19 protein-coding genes and 1 pseudogene are annotated in these 22,116 nt (G+C 58.2%); 4 read left to right on the forward strand and 16 right to left on the reverse strand.

Features of this window, described 5'->3' with window-relative positions; translation table 11 throughout:
* Positions 1–58: 58 nt before the first annotated feature.
* Entirely contained in the window at positions 59–346 is a 288-nt protein-coding gene (locus RAE04_RS00625; RefSeq protein WP_317026072.1) for a YciI family protein, read from the forward strand.
* Here the strand turns inward: RAE04_RS00625 and RAE04_RS00630 are convergent.
* The 7 genes from RAE04_RS00630 to dapB all read right to left on the reverse strand — a co-directional run bounded on the left by RAE04_RS00630 (position 343) and on the right by dapB (position 10,461).
* Positions 343–1,464 carry a TerC family protein gene (locus RAE04_RS00630; protein WP_317026073.1) on the reverse strand — a complete coding sequence of 374 codons (1,122 nt, stop codon included), beginning with the start codon at positions 1,462–1,464 and terminating at the stop codon, positions 343–345. The two genes, RAE04_RS00625 and RAE04_RS00630, sit on opposite strands and share 4 nt — an antisense overlap.
* A 169-nt stretch (positions 1,465–1,633) precedes the next feature.
* A complete protein-coding gene (locus RAE04_RS00635) occupies positions 1,634–4,948 on the reverse strand; it encodes an FtsK/SpoIIIE family DNA translocase (RefSeq protein ID WP_317026263.1) in 3,315 nt (1,104 codons plus the stop codon).
* A 216-nt stretch (positions 4,949–5,164) separates the two neighbouring features.
* Positions 5,165–5,800, reverse strand: coding sequence for a TIGR03085 family metal-binding protein (locus RAE04_RS00640; RefSeq protein WP_317026074.1), 636 nt, complete (start codon positions 5,798–5,800; stop codon positions 5,165–5,167).
* A 58-nt stretch (positions 5,801–5,858) separates the two neighbouring features.
* Positions 5,859–7,997 (reverse strand): ribonuclease J, encoded by a 2,139-nt coding sequence (locus tag RAE04_RS00645; protein ID WP_317026075.1) that lies wholly within the window; start codon positions 7,995–7,997, stop codon positions 5,859–5,861.
* Between the two features lie 2 nt (positions 7,998–7,999).
* The gene (gene dapA, locus RAE04_RS00650) at positions 8,000–8,908 is read right to left on the reverse strand and encodes a 4-hydroxy-tetrahydrodipicolinate synthase (protein ID WP_198493214.1); all 909 of its coding nucleotides are present in this window, start codon (positions 8,906–8,908) and stop codon (positions 8,000–8,002) included.
* 56 nt (positions 8,909–8,964) lie between these two features.
* Entirely contained in the window at positions 8,965–9,711 is a 747-nt protein-coding gene (gene thyX, locus RAE04_RS00655) for an FAD-dependent thymidylate synthase (protein WP_317026076.1), read from the reverse strand.
* Between the two features lie 3 nt (positions 9,712–9,714).
* Complete coding sequence (gene dapB, locus RAE04_RS00660; protein ID WP_049377438.1) at positions 9,715–10,461, reverse strand: 4-hydroxy-tetrahydrodipicolinate reductase; 747 nt, start codon at positions 10,459–10,461, stop codon at positions 9,715–9,717.
* A gap of 140 nt (positions 10,462–10,601) precedes the next feature.
* Here dapB and RAE04_RS00665 point away from each other — a divergent pair.
* A pseudogene (locus RAE04_RS00665) lies at positions 10,602–10,991 on the forward strand (VOC family protein).
* Positions 10,992–11,105: 114 nt separating this feature from the next.
* The gene (locus RAE04_RS00670) at positions 11,106–11,804 is read left to right on the forward strand and encodes a hypothetical protein (RefSeq protein ID WP_317026077.1); all 699 of its coding nucleotides are present in this window, start codon (positions 11,106–11,108) and stop codon (positions 11,802–11,804) included.
* A 96-nt stretch (positions 11,805–11,900) separates the two neighbouring features.
* Here the strand turns inward: RAE04_RS00670 and RAE04_RS00675 are convergent, their stop codons facing one another.
* From RAE04_RS00675 to RAE04_RS00690, 4 genes are all read right to left on the reverse strand, one after another.
* Positions 11,901–14,147 carry a polyribonucleotide nucleotidyltransferase gene (locus RAE04_RS00675; protein WP_317026078.1) on the reverse strand — a complete coding sequence of 749 codons (2,247 nt, stop codon included), beginning with the start codon at positions 14,145–14,147 and terminating at the stop codon, positions 11,901–11,903.
* A gap of 143 nt (positions 14,148–14,290) precedes the next feature.
* Positions 14,291–14,560, reverse strand: a complete 270-nt coding sequence (gene rpsO / locus RAE04_RS00680) for a 30S ribosomal protein S15 (protein WP_005278802.1) — start codon at positions 14,558–14,560, stop codon at positions 14,291–14,293.
* A 169-nt stretch (positions 14,561–14,729) separates the two neighbouring features.
* A complete protein-coding gene (locus RAE04_RS00685; protein ID WP_317026079.1) occupies positions 14,730–15,662 on the reverse strand; it encodes a nucleoside hydrolase in 933 nt (310 codons plus the stop codon).
* Positions 15,663–16,685, reverse strand: coding sequence for a bifunctional riboflavin kinase/FAD synthetase (locus tag RAE04_RS00690; RefSeq protein ID WP_198493218.1), 1,023 nt, complete (start codon positions 16,683–16,685; stop codon positions 15,663–15,665). It abuts the gene before it with no gap.
* A gap of 23 nt (positions 16,686–16,708) precedes the next feature.
* Between RAE04_RS00690 and truB the strand changes: the two genes are divergently transcribed.
* Positions 16,709–17,602 carry a tRNA pseudouridine(55) synthase TruB gene (gene truB, locus RAE04_RS00695; RefSeq protein ID WP_317026080.1) on the forward strand — a complete coding sequence of 298 codons (894 nt, stop codon included), beginning with the start codon at positions 16,709–16,711 and terminating at the stop codon, positions 17,600–17,602.
* Here truB and RAE04_RS00700 read toward each other — a convergent pair.
* The 5 genes from RAE04_RS00700 to rbfA form a co-directional block, all read right to left on the reverse strand.
* Complete coding sequence (locus RAE04_RS00700) at positions 17,599–18,273, reverse strand: 4'-phosphopantetheinyl transferase (RefSeq protein ID WP_317026081.1); 675 nt, start codon at positions 18,271–18,273, stop codon at positions 17,599–17,601. The two genes, truB and RAE04_RS00700, sit on opposite strands and share 4 nt — an antisense overlap.
* Positions 18,270–19,082, reverse strand: coding sequence for a metallophosphoesterase family protein (locus RAE04_RS00705; protein WP_284836256.1), 813 nt, complete (start codon positions 19,080–19,082; stop codon positions 18,270–18,272). Before RAE04_RS00705 ends, RAE04_RS00700 begins: the two co-directional genes overlap by 4 nt.
* A gap of 86 nt (positions 19,083–19,168) precedes the next feature.
* Entirely contained in the window at positions 19,169–20,509 is a 1,341-nt protein-coding gene (locus RAE04_RS00710) for an MATE family efflux transporter (protein WP_317026082.1), read from the reverse strand.
* Positions 20,506–21,468 carry a bifunctional oligoribonuclease/PAP phosphatase NrnA gene (locus RAE04_RS00715; protein ID WP_317026083.1) on the reverse strand — a complete coding sequence of 321 codons (963 nt, stop codon included), beginning with the start codon at positions 21,466–21,468 and terminating at the stop codon, positions 20,506–20,508. The genes RAE04_RS00710 and RAE04_RS00715 overlap by 4 nt, the downstream gene beginning before the upstream one ends.
* Entirely contained in the window at positions 21,469–21,912 is a 444-nt protein-coding gene (gene rbfA / locus RAE04_RS00720) for a 30S ribosome-binding factor RbfA (protein WP_239194447.1), read from the reverse strand.
* Between the last annotated feature and the right edge of the window lie 204 nt (positions 21,913–22,116).

The following is a 22,116-nucleotide window of genomic DNA, read 5'->3' on the forward strand; positions in this document are numbered from 1 at the left end:
CTACCTGTTAGCACCAAGCACCTGCGCTTGGATGCCCCTGCATTTTAAAATGCGAAGCATGAAGTATTTTGCTGTTAGCTACGACTACAACCCCAATAATCCTGAGATTGCTAAGGCTCGCCCCGCGCACCGCGAGTTTACCGCGCAACTTTTTGAGGAGGGCACCATCATTGCCACAGGCCCCTTGACGGATTCCAAGGGCGGCGCACTCGTCATCGTGGGGCTTGCCGACGACGCCGTGGTCGCCGACGCCATCGCCCTCATGGACAAAGACCCCTTCTACCAGGCCGGCTGCATCACCGGCCGCAGCTTCCGCGAATGGAATCCCGTAAACGCCCGCTTCTAGTGTGGTAGCTCTTCCTTGGGCAGGTCTTTGGCCTTGCCCAAGAACTCGCCCCTCTTGTTCCGGACGATCTTATTGCCTTCCTCGTCCCAATCGAAGTGATTGTGCGATACCGGCACTCCGCCTTGGTTCTCATCGCGTTTATTTTTAATAATCGAGGCGATAACCGTAATAACCAAGACACCCACGATCACGATAAGTGAGGTGATGGTGGAAAATTCTGGGATCGACTCCACGTTCTCGCCGCCGTTTACGAACGGCAAGTTATTCTCATGCAACGCATGGAACATGAGCTTTACACCGATGAAGCCCAAGATGATGCCCAAACCATAGGGCAGGTACACCAAACGATCCAGTAGGCCATCCAGCAGGAAGTACATCTGGCGCAATCCCATGAGGGAGAAAGCATTCGTGGTAAAGACCAAGAACGCTTCTGAGGTAATGCCGTAAATGGCTGGGATGGAGTCGAAGGCAAACATCACGTCGATAAGGCCAATGGACACCAACGCAATAAATAGCGGGGTGAACGCAAATTTCCGCTTGCCCGAGGAATCTTCCACGCGGTGCGTGAGCCTATCGCCGTGGTAGCGCGGTGTGACGTGGACTACCTTGCGGATCAGCTTGATGATGGCCATGTCATTGGGATCGGTTTCGGGGGCATCCCGAATCTCATCGACGATGAGCTTGATCGCTGTGTAGATGAGAAATATCGCGAACAGGTAGAAGATATCGGACCATGCCGCGATGACCGCAGCACCCAAAAGGATAAACACCAGGCGGCATGCCAAGGCAATAACGATACCGATGAGCAATACCTTTTGCTGGTACTTACGCGGGATCTTGAAGGCGCCCATGATAAGCGCGAAAACAAAGAGGTTATCTACGGATAGCGCTTTCTCTGTCACGTAACCCGTGAGGTATTGGATGCCGTGCTCGTGGTCCCATATGGCCCACACGCCGGCACCAAAAAGTAAAGCGAGGCCGACATAGAATAGGGTCCAGAACCCGGATTCCTTCAGCGTCGGCTCGTGCGGGGTGCGCACGTGGGAGTAGAAATCAAAAACAAAGAATCCAAGAATGACGACGATGGAAATCGCCCAGATCCACAATGGCACATGCATTGGTACATCCCTCCGGTCGAAGATACAACAAAGTGACCGGAGGTCTCCCCCGCCCGGCTAGATAGCTGCAGCCGGGCCGGCACGACCGGGAGCGTAACGCTTCCGTGCTGACGATCAATGCCGAAGGATGGGGTACTCCCCTCCAAGACCCGTCCAACTCTACACGATCTTAGAAGGCACCTGTCGAAGGGTTATACGTTGCCTGGACGGTACGGGTGTCCTCGGCATCGCCCTGCGGAGAGGAATCGGAGCTTGGAGAAGAGTCGGCATCGGAAGTAGCGGCGGCATCATCCTGCTCCTGCTGTTGCATCTCCTCCTGAATTTCCTTCGGCGCCTCGGCAGGATCAGCGCCCTTGATCATCCAAATGATCGTATCCAGCTCTTCTGGCTTTACCAGTACCTCACGGGCCTTGGAGCCTTCTGATGGACCGACGACGCCGCGGGATTCCATGAGGTCCATGAGGCGACCGGCCTTGGCAAAGCCGATACGGAGCTTGCGCTGGAGCATCGAGGTCGAGCCCAACTGGGCGGTGACCACCAGCTCGACGGCTTCGAGGAGGTCGTCCATGTCCTTGCCAATTTCCTCATCGATTTCCTGCTTGGCCTCGGATTGTTTCTCTTCAGTTACGCCCTCGGTGTAGTTCGGCGCGGCTTGCGACTTGGCGGCATCGACAACCGCCATGACTTCATCATCCGAGACGAATGCTCCCTGCATACGCACAGGACGCTTGCCCTGCGGAATGAAGAGGCCATCGCCCATACCAATGAGCTTTTCCGCGCCACCCTGGTCCAAGATAACGCGAGAGTCCGTCAGGGAGGACGTCGCAAAGGCCAAGCGTGAAGGCACGTTTGTCTTAATCAGACCGGTCACCACGTCAACGGACGGGCGCTGGGTTGCCAGCACCAGGTGAATTCCTGCGGCACGCGCCTTCTGGGTGATGCGGACGATGGAGTCCTCAATCTCCTTTGGCGCAGTCATCATCAGGTCCGCCAGCTCGTCAACGACACAGACGATGTACGGGTACGGGCGTACCTCACGCTCGGAGCCTGCCGGTGCCTGGTATTCGCCGGAGACCACCTTGCGGTTATAGTCCTCAATCTTGCGCACGCGAGCAGCCTTCATATCCATGTAGCGCTGCTCCATCTCCTCCACCAGCCACTGCAGGGCTGCTGCAGCCTTCTTCGGCTGGGTAATGATGGGCGTGATCAAGTGCGGAATGCCCTCGTACGGGGTAAGTTCCACCATCTTCGGGTCCACCAGGATGAGGCGAACCTGCTCAGGGGTGGCTCGGGTTAGCAGCGAAACCAACATGGAGTTGACGAAAGCGGACTTACCGGAACCGGTAGCACCGGCGACCAGCAAATGCGGCATCTTTTGTACCGAGAACGAGGTGTATTCGCCTTCGATGTCCTTGCCCAAACCGATGAGCATGGGGTCCGGTGAGCTGGTCATGTTCGGCGCATCAAGCACCTCGCGCAAGTGCACCATCTCGCGGTCCGGGTTCGGGACCTCAATGCCGACGGCCGACTTGCCGGGGATGGGCGTGAGCAAACGTAGATTATCCGTGGCCACGGCGTAGGCCAGATTGGACTGCAGGTTCGTAATCTTCGATACCTTGACGCCTGGTCCCAGCTCGATTTCATAACGGGTAACTGTTGGGCCACGGCTAAAGCCGGTTACCTGGGCATCGACCTTGAACTCTTCGAAGACATCGGTGATGGCCTCAATGATGCGGTCATTAATCTCCGTGCGCTCCTTTGCTGGAGTACCCGGGGTCAGCAGGTCCGTGGTAGGAACCGCGTAATTCTCATTGCCAAACTGCGCGGACGGAGCGGGAGCTGCAGAAGTACCCGTTTCCCCTGCGGCCTCTGCCGCAGGCTCGGTGGAGTCCACCTGTGCACCGGTCGTAGCGTCGCGTCCGGAGCGATCGCGGAAGAGTTGGCGGGCCTTCTCGTGCGCGGACGAGACCGCATCAGCGCCTCCTTTCACCGCAGATCCAGCAGCACCGCCTGCTGCAGCGCCAGCGGCACCGGCAGCACCCGCAGCAGCAGTCTTTGCTTCGCCACTTGCAGCTCCCGCAGCACCCGCGGCGCCCGCAGCCACACCAGCGGCCGAGCCAATTGCGGTACCGGCGGCGGTGCCAGCATCAGCACCCGCTGACGTAGCCGAGCGAGTGGAAGGAGAAGTGGGACGTTGACGAGTAGTGCCCAGCACTCGGGTCGGTTCCGGGTCCCCGGAAGCCGGTTGTTGCGGCGACGACGCAGCGGCGTCGTCTACCACCGGGATCTCATCGGTATCACCGATGTCACGAGAGACCGGCTTCTCAGCCGCGTTAGACACGGACTGGAACCCGCCTCGGGTTGGTGCACTAAAGGCGCGGGTGGCATGTTCCTCCTCTGCTGCAGCAGGGGAATCCACCGGATAAGAAGAACCACGCGGGGCGGGGTCTTCAGTGGGGCGTCGGAAAGCGCGCAGGCTTCCACCACGCTCAGAGGAACGACGCTTGGCCACAGGTCGTGCTGGGCGCTCGCTGCGCTCGCGTCCCTCCGCGATGTCATCAATATCGCCAGTCACGTGGCCGTAGAGGTCATCGCCCTCTTCGTCGTAATAATCTTCCTCCGCGCCGCCAAAGCGGGAAAAGGCCGCAGCAATGGCATCAGCCACCAACTCATAGGCCTCGCGGATAGTAATGCCGGTGACCAATAGGGCGCCGTAGATAATGACGAGGAAAAGCAACGGCACAGCGACGAAAGAGGTGAAGGCCGTCTCCAGAAGGCCGCCGATGGCGTAGCCGATTACACCGCCGGCACCACCGGCGCTGTCCGGGGTAAAGCCGAGCTCAGGGGTACCAGCAAAGATATGGATCAAGCTGAGCATGGCAAGGACGATAATGCTAATACCGCCCACAATGCGCGGCTTAAAGTGTCCCGCTGGACCAGAGATGTCCATCATCAAGGCAATGGCCAAGGCCACTAGAGCAACCGGCAGCACCCATGCACCTGCACCAATGACATAGCGGACGATATTGCCCACCCAGGCGCCTACCTGGCCGGCAACGCCAAACCAGACGGTAGCCGCAAGCACGATGGCAATGCCGATCAAAACGAGTGCCACCGCATCAGGATTTTTCACCTGAATACCGCGTGATTCTTCCTCGCTTACTTCCTTGGTAGAAAGCTCTTCTTCCGCAGCTACCTCGCGCGCCCGAGTAACCTTGTTCTTCTTCTTTTTCTCCCCGCGTGCAGAAATTTCTTCCGGCTCCCTCGACGTCTCGTACTCCTCGGTGTCATATATGTCTTCGCTAGGCCTGAGCCCGGCCACGCCATGGCTTACGCCCCGCGCCATATTTCCCATGCCGCGAGCCGTGGCACCAAAGGCAACACCCAAGCCCTTGCCGACGGCCCGGAACGCACTGCCCGTACGCTCCTGCGAGGTCGCCGCCGCGCGCCGATGCGAAGACGTCATAGCCAGGTTTTCCGGCATGCCAGCACCGGACCGGCTGCGGCCCGACGGCCGTGAACGATTCGACTTTCGGCGCGTTCCGCGCGAAGAGGCATTTTTGACAGACATGCCTCTACTTTAGCCGGAACACCCCATAAATAACATTAGCCACACGCGTTTCTTTAACTCCGAGACCGCAATCTATCGGCATACACCTCAGTCACAGCCCGCAGCTAAGGATAAGCACTTAAATCAAGTTTAGATAATTGACTTTACAATCTTCTCGGTATCCCCTTCGACCTTAACTTCAGCAGCATCACGCCCGAAGGACCAGAGGATGAGCTCGCCTACCTCGCCTGAAACGCGGACCACGGCATCGCCCTTATCCGCCACGCCATGCGTATCGGCGGCCACGATTCGCGGCAAACCTTCCGGCTGCAGAATAACCGGACGTTCAGATTTACGCAGAGCCAGCTTAGCCAAGGGCTTTAGGTAGCTATGCATCTGCTGCTTGATGCGTGCCGAAAAGTCGCGTGGGCCCATGCCGTTAGCCCGGCGAATATCTTCGTGGTGAACAAAGTGCTCCACAAAGTTTTGCTGTGCATCCACGAACCGGACGGGGTTATAGGAAGCAGGTCCCCTCCCCCAGTCATCAACCAACTCATCAAAGTCGCGCTCGGCCACCTTGCGTGATTCCTTTTCAAGACGGCTAGACAGTGCTTTAACGAAGATGCCGGCGGCCGCATCGGGGCGATTTTCCCGCACCCACAGATGTACCGCTAAGTCGCGGGTTGTCCAGCCCTCACACAAGGTGGGGGCATCGGGACCAAGCTTATGAAATAGCGCTACCATCTTGGCGCGCTCAGCAGAAGAAAACGACATAAGCCCCAGCATACCGAGCTAACTGGCATGCTGGGGCTTGCTTTTACTTAGCGCGAGGAACCCGTTCTATTTACAGGGACTCCCGAGAAGCGTCAACGTCTTCTTCATCGGTAACCAAAGGACCGGAATTAGTCGGCACGATGGTCGGGAGAATAACCGGCTCGCGCTTGTACTTGGAATCCATAAGCTTGGATACCTTGCGGCGAAGCTTCTGCACCATGCGGTAGGTATCGTTCTCACCCTCCGCGGCGAGATCGTTCATGGTGTTTTCCACCATCTCCGCAACCTCCGGCACAATGCCGCGGTCATCATCGGAGAAGCCTGTGGTAGATACCGTTGGGTGCTCCAGCAGGCGCGAGGTGCGGTTATCAATCACACAGGTGATAGACACCACGCCGCCGGCACCCAGGTTGGTGCGATCAGCCAAGGTATCGGCATCCACATCGCCCATGGATACGCCGTCGACATATAGGTTACCCACCTGCATCTGACCTACGACCTCGGCGCGGCCCTTGCGCAGGTCCACGACGACGCCGTTTTGTGCCAGCACGGTACGGTCGCGGTCCACACCGGTGGAGATAGCCAGTTCCTTATTGGCGCGCAGGTGGCGCCACTCGCCGTGCACCGGCATCGCGTTGCGCGGGCGTGCTGCGTTGTACAGGAAGAGTAGCTCGCCAGCGTAACCGTGACCGGAGGCGTGCACCTTTACATCTTGGTTAGTAATGACGTTGGCGCCGATCTGGGACAGCATGTTGATGACGCCGTAGACGGCCTCCTCGTTGCCCGGGATGAGCGAGGAAGAGAAGATGATGGTATCGCCATCGCGGACGGTAATCTGGCGGTGCTCACGGCGAGCCATGCGCGACAGAGCTGCCATGGGCTCACCCTGAGTACCGGTGGTAATCAGCATGGTCTTATGCGGAGCCATCTTGGCTGCCTCATCGATGGGGATAATAGTGCCGCGTGGAACCTTCAAAAAGCCCATCTTCTCCGCAATTTCCATGTTGCGCATCATCGATCGGCCGTTAAAAGCTACCTTGCGCCCGTTAGCGACAGCGGCGTCGATAGCGGCCTGGACACGGTAAACATTGGAGGCGAAGGACGCCAAGATTACGCGCTGTTTAGCGCCGGCGACGAGCCGCTTGAAGTTGGCGGGAATATCGCCCTCAGACGCCGATACACCAGGGACCGTGGCGTTGGTGGAATCACACAGCATGAGGTCAACACCCTCGTCACCATAGCGGGACAGGGCTGGGAGATCCGTTGGACGGTTATCCAGCGGGGTCTGGTCCAGCTTGATGTCACCGGTGTGGATGATGTTGCCGGCTGGGGTCCCCAGCATGATACCCAAAGCATCCGGCACGGAGTGGTTGACTGCCCAGAAGCGCACGCGGAACGGACCGTAGGTTACGTCAGACTTTTCATTAACCTCGACGAACTTCGGCTTCTGGCGGTGCTCCTTACACTTTGCAGCAATGAGCGCGATGGTGAAGCGGGAAGCAACGATGGGGATATCCGGACGCAGCTTGAGCAGCCACGGGATTGCACCAATGTGATCCTCGTGCGCGTGGGTAACGACGAGGGCCTTGACCTTGTGGATCTTCTTCTCAATGGGGCCGAAGTCAGGCAGGATAAGGTCCACGCCTGGCTCACCAGAGGATGGGAAGAGCACACCGCAGTCAATGATGATGAGGTCGTCGCCGTACTCGAAGACGGTCATATTACGGCCGATCTCCGAGATACCGCCCAGAGCGTAAATGCGCAGGGCATCCTTCGGCTGCTTCGGTGGCTCTGGCAGGCGCTTGGTCAGATCCGCGCCCTGCATAGACTTGGGCACGTTGCGGCGGCCACGGTTATTGCGGCCCCGGCCCTTACCGTTCTTTCCGTTGCCGTTGCCGTTCTTGCTGCCGTGGTTATTGTTTCCACCGTGGTTATTGCCATTGCCGTTGCCACCACGGCCACGGCCGCGGCTGCCACGGGAACGGGAGCGACGGTTATTGCTGCCGCCATCAGTGTTGTTGTCAGAGGAATTCTTCTTGCCAGAATTATCTTTGTCGCCCTTAGCGGAATTATCCTGCGCGGAATTGCCTGCGTCAGTTGCTGGGGCTTGGAAAACTGGCGAAGCCGCCTCGTTGGAGGCGGTTTCGTTTTCCGCCGGTGGGCCCGCCTTGCGGGTCACCTTGCGGGAACGGTTACGGGGTTCATTCATTCTTAGAGGACTCCAGATTGTTCCAGATCACGGCGAAGTACCTCGCGTTCCTTTTCGCTCGCAGCGGTGACAGGAAGACGGGTATCGCCAACTTCGATGCCCTGCAGGCGCAGGGCTTCCTTTGCAAACGTCGCTCCGCCCAACCGAGCTTGTGCATGGGTTAGTGGAAGGAGCGTAGTGACATTGATTTCTCGGGCGCGGGCCATATCGCCTGCGTCGAAAGCTTCATAAAGTTCTACCAAGGCACGCGGTGCAACATGGCCGATGACGGAGATGAAACCAGAAGCGCCGAGGGAAAGCCACGGCAGGTTAATCGGATCATCACCGGAATACCAGGCCAAACCGGTTTCTTGGATGAGTTCTGCGGCCGCAGGAAGGTCGCCCTTAGCGTCCTTTACGGCTTGGATGGTCGGCAAATCCGCAAGGCGGCGGAGGGTATCCGGCGCCACTGGGATGCCCGAGCGGCCAGGGATGTCATAGACACAGATCGGCAGATCCGTGGCTTGCGCGACTGCGGCAAAGTGCTCGTAAACGCCCTTCTGAGAAGGCTTGGAGTAGTACGGAGTTACCACCAGCAGGCTATCTGCACCCGCTTCCGCGGTGGCCTGAGCCAACTTAATAGAGGTTGCGGTGTCATTCGTTCCGGCACCGGCGCAAAGCTTTGCGCGGTCTCCTACTTCTTCCTTTACGGCTTTGAGCAGCTCCAGCTTCTCTTCGACCGAAGTGGTCGGCGATTCACCCGTGGTTCCACCTAGGATGAGCGAATCAACGCCATTGTCAACGAGATGAGCTGCTAGGCGACGACCTGCTGCAACGTCCAGCGCACCGTCACGGTCAAACGGGGTGACCATGGCGACGCCGATGCGTCCAAAGGTGTCGACGCCAGTCTTTGCTGTCATACCTGTGCTCATAGCCGTCAAGATTACCCTTTTGGCTTGCAATTAGCCGCATCGGGGTCCCGCGCGTGTTAGGCGTAGGGGCTCGCTGCCATCTGGGTTCCATCAGCCAGAGTGGTGATATTGAAATCATCAAAGAGCACTGGCGCCTTGCTTTGCAGCAGTTTCAGGCACTCCACCGCAACGTGGCGGAGTTCCTCGTCGGCCTGTTCGGCGGCCCGTGCACCAATAAAGTGTCGCCACGCGCGATAGTTGCCAGTAACAACGATGCGCGTTTCTGTCGCGTTTGGCAGCACGGCACGCGCCGCCTGACGGGCCTGCTTCTTGCGCAGGAGCACGTTAGGTTCATCCAGCTTCTCTTCTAGTGCGCTAAGCAGTTCATCGTAGACAAAGCGAGTCTCATCTACCGCTTGCGTTACTAATCGGCTAAGTTGCTCGTCCTCAGCCACCAACTTAGGCAGGACCACCTCCGTCTCCTCCGGGTGGACAAAGCGCTGGGAGAGCTGCGAGAAGGAAAAGTGCCGGTGGCGCACGAGCTCATGGCTCGCCGACCGCGACAGCCCTGTGATGTACATGGTGGCCGTGGCATGCTCGAGCAACGCAGTATGGCCTACCTCCATGATGTGGTGCAGGTAGGCTTCATTAGTTGCCGTGCGAGGATTTGGCTTATCAAAGGACTCGTAGCAAGCCCGTCCTGCAAACTCGACAAGTGCCTCGCCATCAGAGGCCGAGTCATCCACGCGCCACTCCACGCCCTGCGGGGCGTGGAACTGCGTTGCGGCAATGAGCTGAATGTCTAGCTCACTTGCTTTAGCCATGGTTTAAAGCCCCAGGTACTTATCAAGGCCTACGACTAGGCCCGGGTGGTCCGCAATTTGGCGCACGCCCACCAGTACGCCTGGTGTAAAGGACGCGCGGTCATAAGAATCCTGACGGATGGTCAGCGACTGACCTTGAGCACCAAAGACAACCTCTTCGTGTGCCACCATGCCACGGGTGCGAACCGCGTGAACCGGAATGCCGTCGACGGTGGCGCCGCGGGCACCATCGAGCTGCTTTTCCGTAGCATCCGGCATGTCACCCAGACCAGCCTCCTTGCGGGCGGCGGCAATTCCTTCGGCAGTATGGATCGCAGTACCGGACGGCGCATCCAACTTGGTTGGGTGGTGGAATTCGATAACCTCTGCAGTCTCAAAGAACTTAGCAGCCTGCTTAGCTAGCACCATCGTGAGCACTGCGGAAATGGCAAAGTTCGGCGCAATGAGGACATTGCCGGCACCGTCCTGCTTGGTCCACTCCTCTACCTGAGCCAAGCGCTCCTTATCAAAGCCGGTGGTTCCCACCACGCAGTGAATCCCGTTTGCGATGCAGAATTCAAGGTTTCCCATTACGGAATCTGGCTGGGTAAAGTCCACAATGACCTCAGCGTGGGCGTCGATAAGCTGCTGCAAATCATCACCGCGGTCAATTTCCGCTACCAGATCGAGGTCATCTTCCGCGTTGACACCTTCAACGATTGCCTGGCCTACGCGTCCATGCGCGCCCAGTACGCCAACCTTGATAGCCATGGTGTGTTCTCCTTCTTCAGCCACATCGGTAGTACTTTTCTCCCCATCCTAACGCGCATGGGGGTTGCACAATTCCTCGCCTGCCTTGGAATGGACTTGCGCTCTTCGACGATGCCCTCAGTCTCACTAGGATGGCGAGCATGCAGATATATATCGCTTCCGTCCCTGTAGACGACGTTGCCCGCGCTCACGATTTTTACGTCAATACCCTTGGCTTCCGAATCAAGGATGACGTAACTCACGGCGATTTTCGGTGACTTACTGTTACCAATGCTGAAGGTGAGGGAAATACCGAGCTGCTTCTGGAACCGAAGGGCCATCCCGCCGCCAAAGACTATGCCGCAGCGCTCAAGGCGGACGGTATTCCGGTCACGCAGTTCCTGTCCGCCGATGTGGAAACCGAATATAAGGAGCTCAGTGACAAGGGCGTGAAGTTCACCATGGAGCCCACCGATGTCGGGCCGTCCATCATCGCTGTTTTTGATGACACCGTGGGCAACCTTATTCAGCTCGTGGAACTGAAGAAGTAGTCGCACCCTCCCCCCATCACACGGATTAACACTTGCATCACTTCCTAATGGTTGTCCCATCTGCCCCAGTAGAATGGGTGTAGCAACACGGTAAGCACCAAGGAAGTGATGAATATGTCTCCCTCAATTTTCTCTCGCACTATCGCCGTGGCCATCAGTGCAGGATGCGCGTTAGCACTTGCCGCTTGTTCCGATAAGGACACTACGCAGGCAGGCACGCCGGCTTTCAGTGAGGTTCAGTCAACTACCGACACTGCTGAAGTTCAGAACAGCTCCCCTACCCCTGCCACCACTTCTGCACCGCGCAATACCTCAACGGCGGATGCAGAAAAGCAAAAACTCCCCCAAGACTCTGCCTCAATGGCGTTCGCCGGTATGGGCACGGCCTCTCTCGAGGACCAACAGCATATGCCAAAGAGTCTCGGAAACTTCGTCCCCACGGGCGTGCGGGTGGGGGCGCACGATGGGTTCACCCGCGTCGTCATTGACATGGAGGGCGAAGGTGAACCGGGGTGGTTTACTTCCTATACTGATAGCCCTGCCCAACAGGCATCCGGAAAGCCGGTTGAGGTCCAAGGAAATACCTTCCTCAACCTAGGCATTGAGGGAACGCCGTGGCCTTCTACCCCAGAGCTAAAAGAAAAGTACATGCAGCCAGGCACTACCCCTGGTGCCGGGGTGGTCAGCGCAGTCAACTACACCACCACCTTTGAGGCACAAACACAGCTTATTATTGGGCTAGAGAAGAAGACTGCCTACTCCGTGACGTATCTGAAAGAGCCCTCGCGCGTGGTCATCGACTTCCAGAACTAACGTTTAGCGGCACCTCTAGTTGGTGCACACCTACGAAGAAAGGCTCTACCATCCAGCGAGTGAGCTGGAAGGCAGAGCCTTCTTTGGGTTTAGGAATTAGTCCTCCACCGGAACCAGGGAAATCTTGCCGCGGTTATCGATATCCGCGATTTCTACCTGAACCTTATCGCCAACGTTGATGACGTCTTCTACCTTCTCGATGCGCTCGTCGCCACCCAGGTTAGAAATGTGGATCAAGCCATCGCGACCCGGGGTCAAGGAAACGAATGCGCCGAACGGCACGGTTTTTACCACGGTGCCCAGGAAGCGCTCTCCAACCTTCGGCAGCTGTGGGTTTGCAATGGAGTTCACCTTATCGATGGCAGCATCCGCGGCCTCACCGGTAGCAGCGGAAACGTAGACGGTTCCATCATCCTCAATGGAGACATCGGCGCCGGTTTCCTCGGTGATCTGGTTGATGGTCTTGCCCTTTGGTCCGATAAGCTCACCGATCTTATTAACCGGGATCTTGACGGAGGTAATCTTTGGAGCAAGGCCGGACATCTCATCCGGGGTATCGATGACCTCAGCCATGGTTTCCAGGATGGTAGAACGGGCATCGCGAGCCTGCTCCAGGGCCTGGGCCAGGACCTTAGACGGGATGCCATCCAACTTGGTGTCCAGTTGCAGGGCGGTGATGTACTCAGAGGTACCGGCGACCTTAAAGTCCATATCGCCGAAGGCATCCTCGGCACCGAGGATATCCGTCAGGGCGACGAACTTTTCCTTGCCATTTACCTCGCCAGAGACCAGGCCCATAGCGATGCCAGCTACCGGAGCCTTCAGCGGAACACCGGCATTGTAGAGGGACAAGGTGGAGGCACACACAGAGCCCATAGAGGTCGAGCCATTGGAGCCCAAGGCCTCAGAGACCTGGCGGATGGCGTACGGGAAGTCCTCGCGGGATGGGATGACCGGAAGCAGAGCGCGCTCGGCCAATGCACCGTGGCCGATCTCGCGGCGCTTCGGGGAGCCCACGCGGCCAGTCTCGCCAGTGGAGAATGGCGGGAAGTTGTAGTGGTGCATATAGCGCTTGGATTCCACCGGGGTCAGGGAATCAATCTGCTGCTCCATCTTGAGCATGTCCAGGGTGGTAACACCCAGAATCTGGGTCTCACCGCGCTCGAACAGGGAGGAACCGTGAGCACGCGGAACCAGGTCCACCTCAACGGAGAGGTCACGGATATCGCTAACGCCGCGGCCATCGATACGGAAGCCCTCGGAGAGGATCTTCTGGCGTACGATCTGCTTCATCAAAGCGTTATAAGCGCCGCGAATCTGCTTAGACGCATCGGCCTCTTCCAAGTCCTCGAACTGGTCCAAGAGCTTTTCTTCGACCTGCTCCATGTATTCATTGGTGGCGTCGTCACGTTCCTGCTTGCCCGGAATGGTCAGCAGCTTCTCTAGCTCCTTGGTAGCAGCCTTTTCCACTGCCGCGAAGACATCATCGCCGTATGCCGGGAAGAGTGGGAACTCCTGGGTTTCCTTGGCGGCACGCTCCGCGAGACCGTTCTGGGCTTCGCACAAGGTCTTAATGAATGGCTTTGCTGCTTCCAAGCCTTCAGCAACGGTTGCTTCCTGCGGTGCAGGAGCGCCGTCGGCAATACGCTCAGCAACGTTGGTGCCGGCACCGGCCTCGACCATCATGATGGCTACGTCGTCCTTGCGGCCCTTTTTGACAATGCGGCCGGCAACGACCATCTCAAAGAGAGCGCGCTCGTGCTGCTCGTGGTTAGGGAAGGCCACCCACTGGCCCTCGGGGTGCTTATCATCAGCGATCAGTGCCATGCGGACACCGCCGACAGCGCCGGAAACGGGCAAGCCGGACAGCTGGGTGGCGGCGGAAGCGCCGTTGATAGCAACGACGTCGTAGTACTCTTCCGGATCCTGAGACATCACGGTGACAACGACCTGGACCTCGTTGCGCAGGCCCTTGACAAAGGTTGGGCGCAGCGGGCGGTCGATAAGGCGGCATGCCAGGATGGCTTCAGAAGAAGGACGGCCCTCACGGCGGAAAAAGGAGCCTGGAATCTTGCCGGCCGCGTACATGCGCTCTTCTACGTCCACAGTCAGCGGGAAGAAATCAAATCCCTCGCGCGGTTGGTTGGACGCGGTGGTCGTGGCCAACAACATGGTGTCATCGTCCAAGTAGGTGGTCACGGAGCCGTCTGCCTGCCGGGCCAGCTGGCCGGTTTCAAAGCGCAGGGTGCGGGTGCCAAAGTCACCATTGTCTAGCGTGGCAATGGCCTCGGTAATGCCAAAGTCCTCGTCAATATTGAAATCGACGGAGTTCTGAACGCTCATTAAAAAATGTCTCCTTGAGTGGTTTAGGCGATCGTCGGTGCCGCCTGGTCGATTTTGTCTATGACAACGCTGTCAAATTCTAACAGAAAAACCACAAAAGCCCCGCCAAACGGCGGGGCGAGGTGGCCGAAGCTGGGCCGAACTTAACGGCGCAAACCCAGGCGAGAGATCAGATCACGGTAGCGATCGACGTTGTTCTCAGCCAGGTACTTCAGCAGGCCACGACGGCGACCAACCATCAGCAGCAGACCACGACGGGAGTGGTGATCGTGCTTGTGGAACTTCAGGTGCTCGGTCAAAGTATTGATGCGGGAGGTCAGCAGGGCAACCTGCGCCTCAGGGGAACCGGTATCGGTTTCGTGCAGGCCGTACTCCTTGAGGATTTCGGCCTTCTTCTCAGTGGTCAATGCCATGAGTATTTCTCCTTTATTTCAGTCCACATTATCGTGACGCTTAAGCCTGCGCTGGGCGCATTACTTGTGCGTGCCGCAACTGCTGTGAACCGCAGTCGCTAAGCCAAACAAACACCTTACAGCGCCCAGGCAGAAAAAATCAAAACCACATGGCTTCTAGGCTGTGCTTTTAGAGCTCGCTGAAGAGCGTCTCAAGGCGTTCGACAAACTCTCGCACAAAGCGCTCACTATCCACACCCGCAGCCACACGGGCGGTGGGCGGCGCATCCAATCGCGTTTCATCCGCGATTGTCCGTCCACGGGTAGGGCCGGCGGTGTCAGTCTTGAGGTTTATCGAAAGGACGTCGACAAGCGAGGCATCTGCCGCCACCGCAACGGCCAATGGATCGTGCAGGCCGCACCCGCCCAAGTGGGGCGATGTGGTGGCATAAGCGCGGATATAATAGTCCACCATATCCGCAAAGACGCGGCCGGCGCGGGTACCGGTAGCGCGCCAACGAGCGGACTCCGCCGTGGTCAAAAGCGTGCGCAAGGTAACATCCAAACCAACCATGGTGGTATCGCTAGTGTGGCGGAAGAGATAATCCGTAGCTTCCGGATCCTGGGAGATATTGGCCTCAGACCACGGCGTGACGTTGCCAGGAACGGTGAGAGCCCCACCCATCATCACCAGGTGTGCGGCCGTGGCAAAGGAAGGATCCTGCTGCATGGCGGCAGCAATCGTGGTGGACGGGCCGGTCGGAATGATTACTAAATCATCGCCGTGCTCGTGCACAGCCTCGATAAGGAAATCGGCCGCAGGTTGGGACTGCGCCTGGGTAGTTGCCGGCGGAAGAAGGACCTCCCCCACGCCGTTGTGACCGTGGATAAAAGGAGAAATCTCGCTTGGCCGAAAACCATCCGGGCTAGGCCCGGCAAAGACTGGAATATCGTCTTGACCCAGTAGCTCTAGAAGGGCCAGTGTATTGCGCACGGCTAAGGGCACGGTCACGTTGCCGTACGTGCAGGTCACGCCGATTAGGTCCAGGTCCGGATGGGCGCTGGCGTACGCCAGCGCTAGGGCATCATCAATGCCGGTATCAAGATCGAGAATCGCCTTCATTTATTTCTCCCGCAGGAAGTAGTCTTTCGCGGTCCAGCCCTGCGCCTTAGCATCGGCAGCGAGCACCTCGCGGGCCTTGGCTACGTCATTGGCCATCGCTTCTAGCAGCTCGTCTACGGAATTGAACTTCACCATATCGCGGAGGTGGCCCACAAAGTGCACCGTGGCCTCGTAGCCGTACAGGTCAGCGTCGCGGTCGAGCACAAAGGACTCGATAGAGCGCTGCTCATCGCCGAAGGTGGGGTTGGTGCCTACGGAAATAGCGGCCGCATAGGCCACGCCAGGGCGCATATCCCCTTCGATAGAGAAATCAGAGTGCACGATGAACCAGCCCGCGTACACGCCATCGGCCGGGATGGCCACCGTATCCGGGAAATACTGATTGGCAGTGGGGAATCCGAGCTCCTTGCCACCACGTCCTGCGCCGCGCACTACGGGGCCGGTCACGGTGAAATGGCGACCGAGAGCCCAGTTTGCGGATTCGATGTCCCCCTGCGCAAGGCACTCACGGATGTGGGTGGAGCAAATGCGCACGCCCTCATCATCCAGCAGTGGGACAATTTCGACACTAAAGCCGAACTCGGCACCAAAGTCCTGCATAGCCTGGGCGGTTCCGGTGGCGCCGGCGCCAAAGGTGAAGTTCTCGCCTACCACGATGTGCTGTGCTGCGAGCTTTCCTACCAATAAATCCTCTACGTAGGGCCGTGGCTCCACCCCAGCAAGGTCTCGGGTGAAGTCAATAACGAGCACGGCTGCAATGCCCATCTCTTCGGCCAATTCCAGTCGGCGTTCAAAGCTCAACACCGCCAGGGGCGCACGCTCCGGGAGGAATACCGACACTGGGTGCGGGTCAAAGGTCACCATGACAGGGCGCTCACCATGAGCGCGTGCATGCTCCACGCAGGCGGAGATGAGCTGCTGATGGCCCCGGTGCAGGCCGTCAAAGACGCCGATGGTTACTGACGTTGGGCCCATTTCCGCGGGGATGTCATCGATTCCGTACCAAATATCCACGCAGACCATCGTAGAGCATAGACTTAGAGGCTATGACTGATGCGCTCGCAAACTCCGGACTCGTCATCGTAGACAAACCCGCCGGCATGACCTCCCACGATGTTGTCGGCCGCCTACGCAGGTACTTTCACATCAAGAAGGTAGGCCACGCCGGCACTCTCGACCCCATGGCCACCGGCGTGCTTGTCCTTGGCGTGGAGCGTGGCACCAAGTTCTTGGCCCACATGGTTGCCTCCACTAAGTCCTACGACGCCACCATTCGCCTCGGCGCCGCCACCACAACCGATGACGCCGAGGGAGAACACTGCTGGGGCGCTAGCGCTGCGGCCATTGACCGCACCGCAATCGAGGCAGAGATTACCAAGCTCACCGGCGATATTATGCAAAAGCCCGCGGCCGTATCCGCTATTAAAATTAACGGCCGCCGTGCCCATGAGCTAGTACGCGAAGGCCAGGAGGTAGACATTCCCGCCCGCCCAGTAACAGTAGATAGGTTTGACGTTCTGGCAGAGCGCCGCAAGGGCGACTACATCGATCTAGACGTCACGGTGGATTGCTCTTCCGGCACCTATATTCGCTCCCTGGCCCGCGATCTGGGCGAGGCCCTGCAGGTGGGCGGGCACCTGACCGCCTTGCGCCGCACTGAGGTGGGCCCTTTTGCGCTTGCCGACGCCCTCTCGCTCGACGCCCTTGCCGAATCCCCTCGCCTTTCCCTCAGCTTGGATGAGGCCTTGGCTCGCTGCTTCCCCGTCCTTTCCGTCACGGAGGAGGAGGCAGCCGCCCTCGCCATGGGCAAGTGGCTTGAGCCCCGCGGACTCAAGGGCGTCCACGCTGCTGTGGCCCCTAATGGTCAAGCCGTGGCGCTCATTAAAGAAAAAGGCAAGCGCCTAGCCACCGTATTTGTGGCACGGCCCTCTACCCTTTAGCGGCTAAAGTCTAAAGCCGGAACCGAGGTGGAGACGATAACATAGCCGTCTCGAATTACCCAGCGCCCAGTGATAAAAGGTACCGGTGTGGGCCTAGCTAAAATATAGGAAATAAGCGTGCCGTCCTCGCGCAGGTCAATTTCTGCTTGGTCAAAGTCCAGCCAGCGAAAGGTCATGGGAAACCACGACTTATATGTGGCCTCCTTGGCACAAAAAAGCAATCGGTCCGGGCAGGTAATCCCCGCCTCACGAAGCCGCAAAAGCTGCGGCATCTCCCCCGCTCGGGCAATCATGGTGAGCACATGATCCGGCAGCGGTTCGGCGGGTTCTGCATCCAGGCCCACAGATTTTAAGGCTGAGGTAGGGGCAACCACCGCAGCTCGCATGCCCTCGGTATGCGTCATCGAGCCTACAAAACCCTCGGGCCACAGCGGCATGCCCCGCTCGCCGCGCAGAATCGGCGTCGCCGGGCTGGCCCCCAATTCCTGCAAGGCTCGGTGCGCGCACCACCGAGCATCTCCGAACTCAGCCTTGCGTACATCAACTGCCTGGGAAACCAGAGACTTTTCTTCGGCCGCGAGTTCTTCAAAATTGGCCAAATCCGTATAGCTCGAGTCCGTGCGTACGTAGCAATAGCGCGCACTTTCTGGAAATAGCTCTGGATACATCATCGTGTCCCCTCCTCTACAAAGGAACGCAGTACCGGATAGGGCCATGCCTGGGCGCTCTCACGCCCCTGCCATTCACGCGGATATCCCAATGACGTTTCGATGTGATCAACGCCGTCCACATTCATGCGAGACGGCATATGCAGGTGCCCATAGACGACGGACTGCGCGTTATAGCGCCGCGGCCACGACCGCGTATGCCTGGTTCCGCACCACAAGGCAATTTCAGGAAAGCGCAATAACATTGTCGGCTCTTGGACCAACGGCCAATGGTTAACCAACACGGTAGGACCATGTACTCGGGAAAGGCGCTTGATGGAATAGGCCAACCTGTCCCAACACCACGCCCGCACGTCTACGAAGGGGGCGATGGCGAACTCATCGGTCATCATCAGTTGTTTTGCGCGCGCCGCGTCAATAGCTTCGTCCACGCTAAGGCCATGCGGACGGAAACTGTAATCATACAAAGTAAATAGCGGAACGATGGTGGTCCCGTGGAATACCGGATACGGGTCTTCGGGAGTAATAACTCCAATTTCCCTGCACCTTTCCACCAGGTGCGTATACTTTTCTCGGCCTTGATACCGGTCCTGGGAGCGGGTAAATAGCTCATGGTTACCCGGCACCCAGATGACCCTGGCGTAGCGATCATTAAGCTGGCGCAAAATACGAATAATGAGATCGGCGCGTTCTGCAACGTCCCCGGCCACGATGAGCCAATCTGCGGGATCGGGCGGGGTGAGCTGATCAATGCGCTCGCTATTGGTTTTGACCGCTCCATGCAAGTCAGAAACCGCCCACACTGTTGGCATAGGTTTCTCACCCGCCTTCCTAGAATCTGCGCGCTGCACGGAGCCGAGCACCGCGCGAGAGTATGAACACGCCCACTTTAGCGCAGCTAGCGCTCCTGTACTACGGCCCATTTCATCGAACGGAACCGGTAGACCACACCCACCATGCGGAAAGCAATGAAAGCGGCGAGGCCACACCACACGCCGGTTAAGCCTGTACCCATGAAGTGCGCCAAGATAACGCCCGGCAAAAATCCCACCAGGACCGAAGAAATGGTCAGCGTGCGCAGGAACGCAGCATCGCCCGCGCCCAGCAAGACACCATCGAAGGCGAAGACCACGCCACCGCCGATAACCATGGCTACCAGGATCCACCACGGCTGAGAGATGGCATCGAGCACTTCCGGAGCGGAGGTGAAGATGCGCGGAATAATCCCTGCACCAGCAGCAAATACGACAGCCAAGAGGCCAGAGAAAATCGTAGAGTACAACGCCACCTTGCTGCCCACACTTCGTGCGTGCCGCGCAGAGCCAGCACCTAGTGCAGCACCAGTCAATGATTGCGCGGCAATGGCCAACGAATCCAAGATGAGGGACATGAAGTTCCACAGCTGCATCATGATCTGGTGACCGGCCAAAGAAGCGGTACCAACGCGGGAGACCACAGCCGTGGCGGTAAGAAACGCCACCTGGAAGCTAGCCGAACGCAAAATAAGATCGCGGCCTAAGATGAGCTGTTCGCGTACCACATGCCACTGAAAATGCCAGGAGCCGGTATGTTCCCTGTGCAATTCGCGGACGAATAGCGCAGCAATAATGCTCATGCCTAATACCGTGGCAATGGCCGAGCCTGCCAGCCCCCAGAAATGAACGAAGATGGGCACCGCAATAGCGCCGGGAATCATGCCCGACAAAGTAAAGTACAGTGGCTTCTTCGTATCTTGGACACCACGCATCCAGCCGTTTCCGGCCATCTCCACCAGAGTAACGGGAATAGCCAGAGCTGCGATACGCAGCCACAAGGCCGTCCCAGCGGCTGTAGTGGGATCACCAGTTAGAGCACGGGCAAATACTCCGCCGAAAATCCACATGATTACCGCGAGCAGCCCGCCTACTCCTAGAGCCACATAGGTGGCTTGCACGCCTTCAGCAACCGCAGCTTCGCGCTTGCCGGAGCCAAAGAGCCGAGCAGAGCGAGCGGTCGTGCCGTAGGACAAGAAAGTCAACTGCGTCGTCACCACGGAGTGAATTGTGGTGGCTGCAGCAAGCGAGGCGAGCTCTTGCGCACCAAGACGCCCGACAACCGCGGTATCTAGCAAAAGGTAGAGCGGCATGGCCGCAAGTACGCCAAGCGCGGGAAACGCGAGGCCAAAGACCTCGCGTGCGGTTACCGTGCCGGCGGTGGAGCGATCCTCAGCGTTCATTCCATCCGTCTGCCTATTTCTCATTGGATAGCGGCCACCAATTCCTTAATAATCTCTTCAGGGGCCCCGTGGGCGGTATAGCCCGCGGCCGGTACATGCCCGCCGCCGCCGAAGGTTAGCGCCACCGAAGAACAATCAATGCAAGAAGAACGCAAAGAAACCGCCCACACCTCCGGAGCTTGTTCCTTAAACACCACGCCGACGGTGGTTCCTTCAAGCGCGCGAACGAACTCCACTAGTGATTCGATAGCCGAATCGGAGTGTCCCTGGATATCTTCCAGCCGCGCGACGAGAATGCCTAGGGTGTGCTCCGCTACTTCTTCGAGGCGCAAACCGGCCAATACCCTACCGATCATCTGAAGATCGTCCGGAGTGGTGGAATCTAAAAGGTCAGCTGCGATCTGCTTGGTATCAAGATCGTAGTGCATGAGGCGGGTGGCGATATCATGCATAGCCGGTCTACCCCAGCGGAAGCTGCCAGTATCGGTCATCAAACCGGCATATAAGCAGTGCGCAATATGACGGTCAATCTGAATCTCCAGTGAATCCAGGATTCTCAGCAATACCACGGTGGTGGATTCACATTCAGTGTCCACCACATTGATCGCACCAAACCCTGGGTTAGAAGAATGATGGTCAATGCACAAAACCCGGCCCTGCTGGGCTAGCTGTTCAATCCGATCCGCAAAGAACCCCGTTCGGTCCAAAGAACCACAATCAACGGTGACGTAGAGGTCATAGCCTTCCGGCAGCTTACGACCAGTGGTGACGTCGTCGGCGGCAGGAATGGTGTAAAGGTTACGGGAAATTTCCCGCTCCTGGCCCACAACGGCACACACGTCTTTGCCCCGTTGACGCAGCGCGAGCAGCAACGCCGCAGCAGAGCCGATGGCATCGGCATCCGGCCGCAGGTGCGTCACAATGCAGATGCTGTGAGCATCGTGCAAAGCGGCAACTGCCGGCTCGTATTGCTTCTTGGTCACTTAGGCCTCGTCTTCATCGGAGGTTTTATACGGGTTCGCATCCCCTGCCGGCTGGGCGTTTTCCTTCAGCTTTGCCAGTTCTTCATCGCGGGCGCGAGCACGGGCCAGAAGTTCTTCCATATGAGCAGAGGCCTCCGGAACGGTATCGACCTCGAAGGTTAGCGTCGGGGTAAACCGCACCGAGAGTTGATCGCCCACAATCTTGCGCAGCTGACCTTTAGCGCGTTTGAGGGCTTCTTCTGCTTGTGCGAAATCTGGCTCGGAGTCGATGTCTTTTCCGCGCACGGTATAAAAAACGGTGGCATCGTGCAGGTCGCCCGTCACTCGAGTATCCGTAATGGTCACCAACTCGAGGCGGCGATCCTTAATCTGGCGTTCGATGGCGCTTGCCACGATTTCCTGAATGCGCTTGGCCATGCGCGCTGCGCGTGCGTGATCGACCATGTGAACCTCCCAGCTCAAAAAGAATCTATCTCTAAAATTACCGCCAACCGGTAGAAGAAACCACCAGTTTAGTGCCGAATCGCGGACAATGAAAACCCGTCGCGGCAGCGCCTGTAGGCAGCGGCACCCACGGCGCCCTCAACTCACAGACGCAGAAATAGCACAAGGCCCGCTTCCAATCTCCCCGGGCCTTCCCTACTGTGT

Source organism: Corynebacterium sp. CTNIH16 (genome assembly GCF_032821655.1).
Taxonomy (GTDB): domain Bacteria; phylum Actinomycetota; class Actinomycetes; order Mycobacteriales; family Mycobacteriaceae; genus Corynebacterium; species Corynebacterium marquesiae.

Bases quoted from the DNA above. Each gene is read 5' to 3' on its own strand.
- RAE04_RS00625 (WP_317026072.1), top strand. From the start codon at position 59: ATGAAGTATTTTGCTGTTAGCTACGACTACAACCCCAATAATCCTGAG.
- RAE04_RS00630 (WP_317026073.1), bottom strand. From the start codon at position 1,464: ATGCATGTGCCATTGTGGATCTGGGCGATTTCCATCGTCGTCATTCTT.
- RAE04_RS00635 (WP_317026263.1), bottom strand. From the start codon at position 4,948: ATGCCGGAAAACCTGGCTATGACGTCTTCGCATCGGCGCGCGGCGGCG.
- RAE04_RS00640 (WP_317026074.1), bottom strand. From the start codon at position 5,800: ATGCTGGGGCTTATGTCGTTTTCTTCTGCTGAGCGCGCCAAGATGGTA.
- RAE04_RS00645 (WP_317026075.1), bottom strand. From the start codon at position 7,997: ATGAATGAACCCCGTAACCGTTCCCGCAAGGTGACCCGCAAGGCGGGC.
- dapA (WP_198493214.1), bottom strand. From the start codon at position 8,908: ATGAGCACAGGTATGACAGCAAAGACTGGCGTCGACACCTTTGGACGC.
- thyX (WP_317026076.1), bottom strand. From the start codon at position 9,711: ATGGCTAAAGCAAGTGAGCTAGACATTCAGCTCATTGCCGCAACGCAG.
- dapB (WP_049377438.1), bottom strand. From the start codon at position 10,461: ATGGCTATCAAGGTTGGCGTACTGGGCGCGCATGGACGCGTAGGCCAG.
- RAE04_RS00670 (WP_317026077.1), top strand. From the start codon at position 11,106: ATGTCTCCCTCAATTTTCTCTCGCACTATCGCCGTGGCCATCAGTGCA.
- RAE04_RS00675 (WP_317026078.1), bottom strand. From the start codon at position 14,147: ATGAGCGTTCAGAACTCCGTCGATTTCAATATTGACGAGGACTTTGGC.
- rpsO (WP_005278802.1), bottom strand. From the start codon at position 14,560: ATGGCATTGACCACTGAGAAGAAGGCCGAAATCCTCAAGGAGTACGGC.
- RAE04_RS00685 (WP_317026079.1), bottom strand. From the start codon at position 15,662: ATGAAGGCGATTCTCGATCTTGATACCGGCATTGATGATGCCCTAGCG.
- RAE04_RS00690 (WP_198493218.1), bottom strand. From the start codon at position 16,685: ATGGTCTGCGTGGATATTTGGTACGGAATCGATGACATCCCCGCGGAA.
- truB (WP_317026080.1), top strand. From the start codon at position 16,709: ATGACTGATGCGCTCGCAAACTCCGGACTCGTCATCGTAGACAAACCC.
- RAE04_RS00700 (WP_317026081.1), bottom strand. From the start codon at position 18,273: ATGATGTATCCAGAGCTATTTCCAGAAAGTGCGCGCTATTGCTACGTA.
- RAE04_RS00705 (WP_284836256.1), bottom strand. From the start codon at position 19,082: ATGCCAACAGTGTGGGCGGTTTCTGACTTGCATGGAGCGGTCAAAACC.
- RAE04_RS00710 (WP_317026082.1), bottom strand. From the start codon at position 20,509: ATGAGAAATAGGCAGACGGATGGAATGAACGCTGAGGATCGCTCCACC.
- rbfA (WP_239194447.1), bottom strand. From the start codon at position 21,912: ATGGTCGATCACGCACGCGCAGCGCGCATGGCCAAGCGCATTCAGGAA.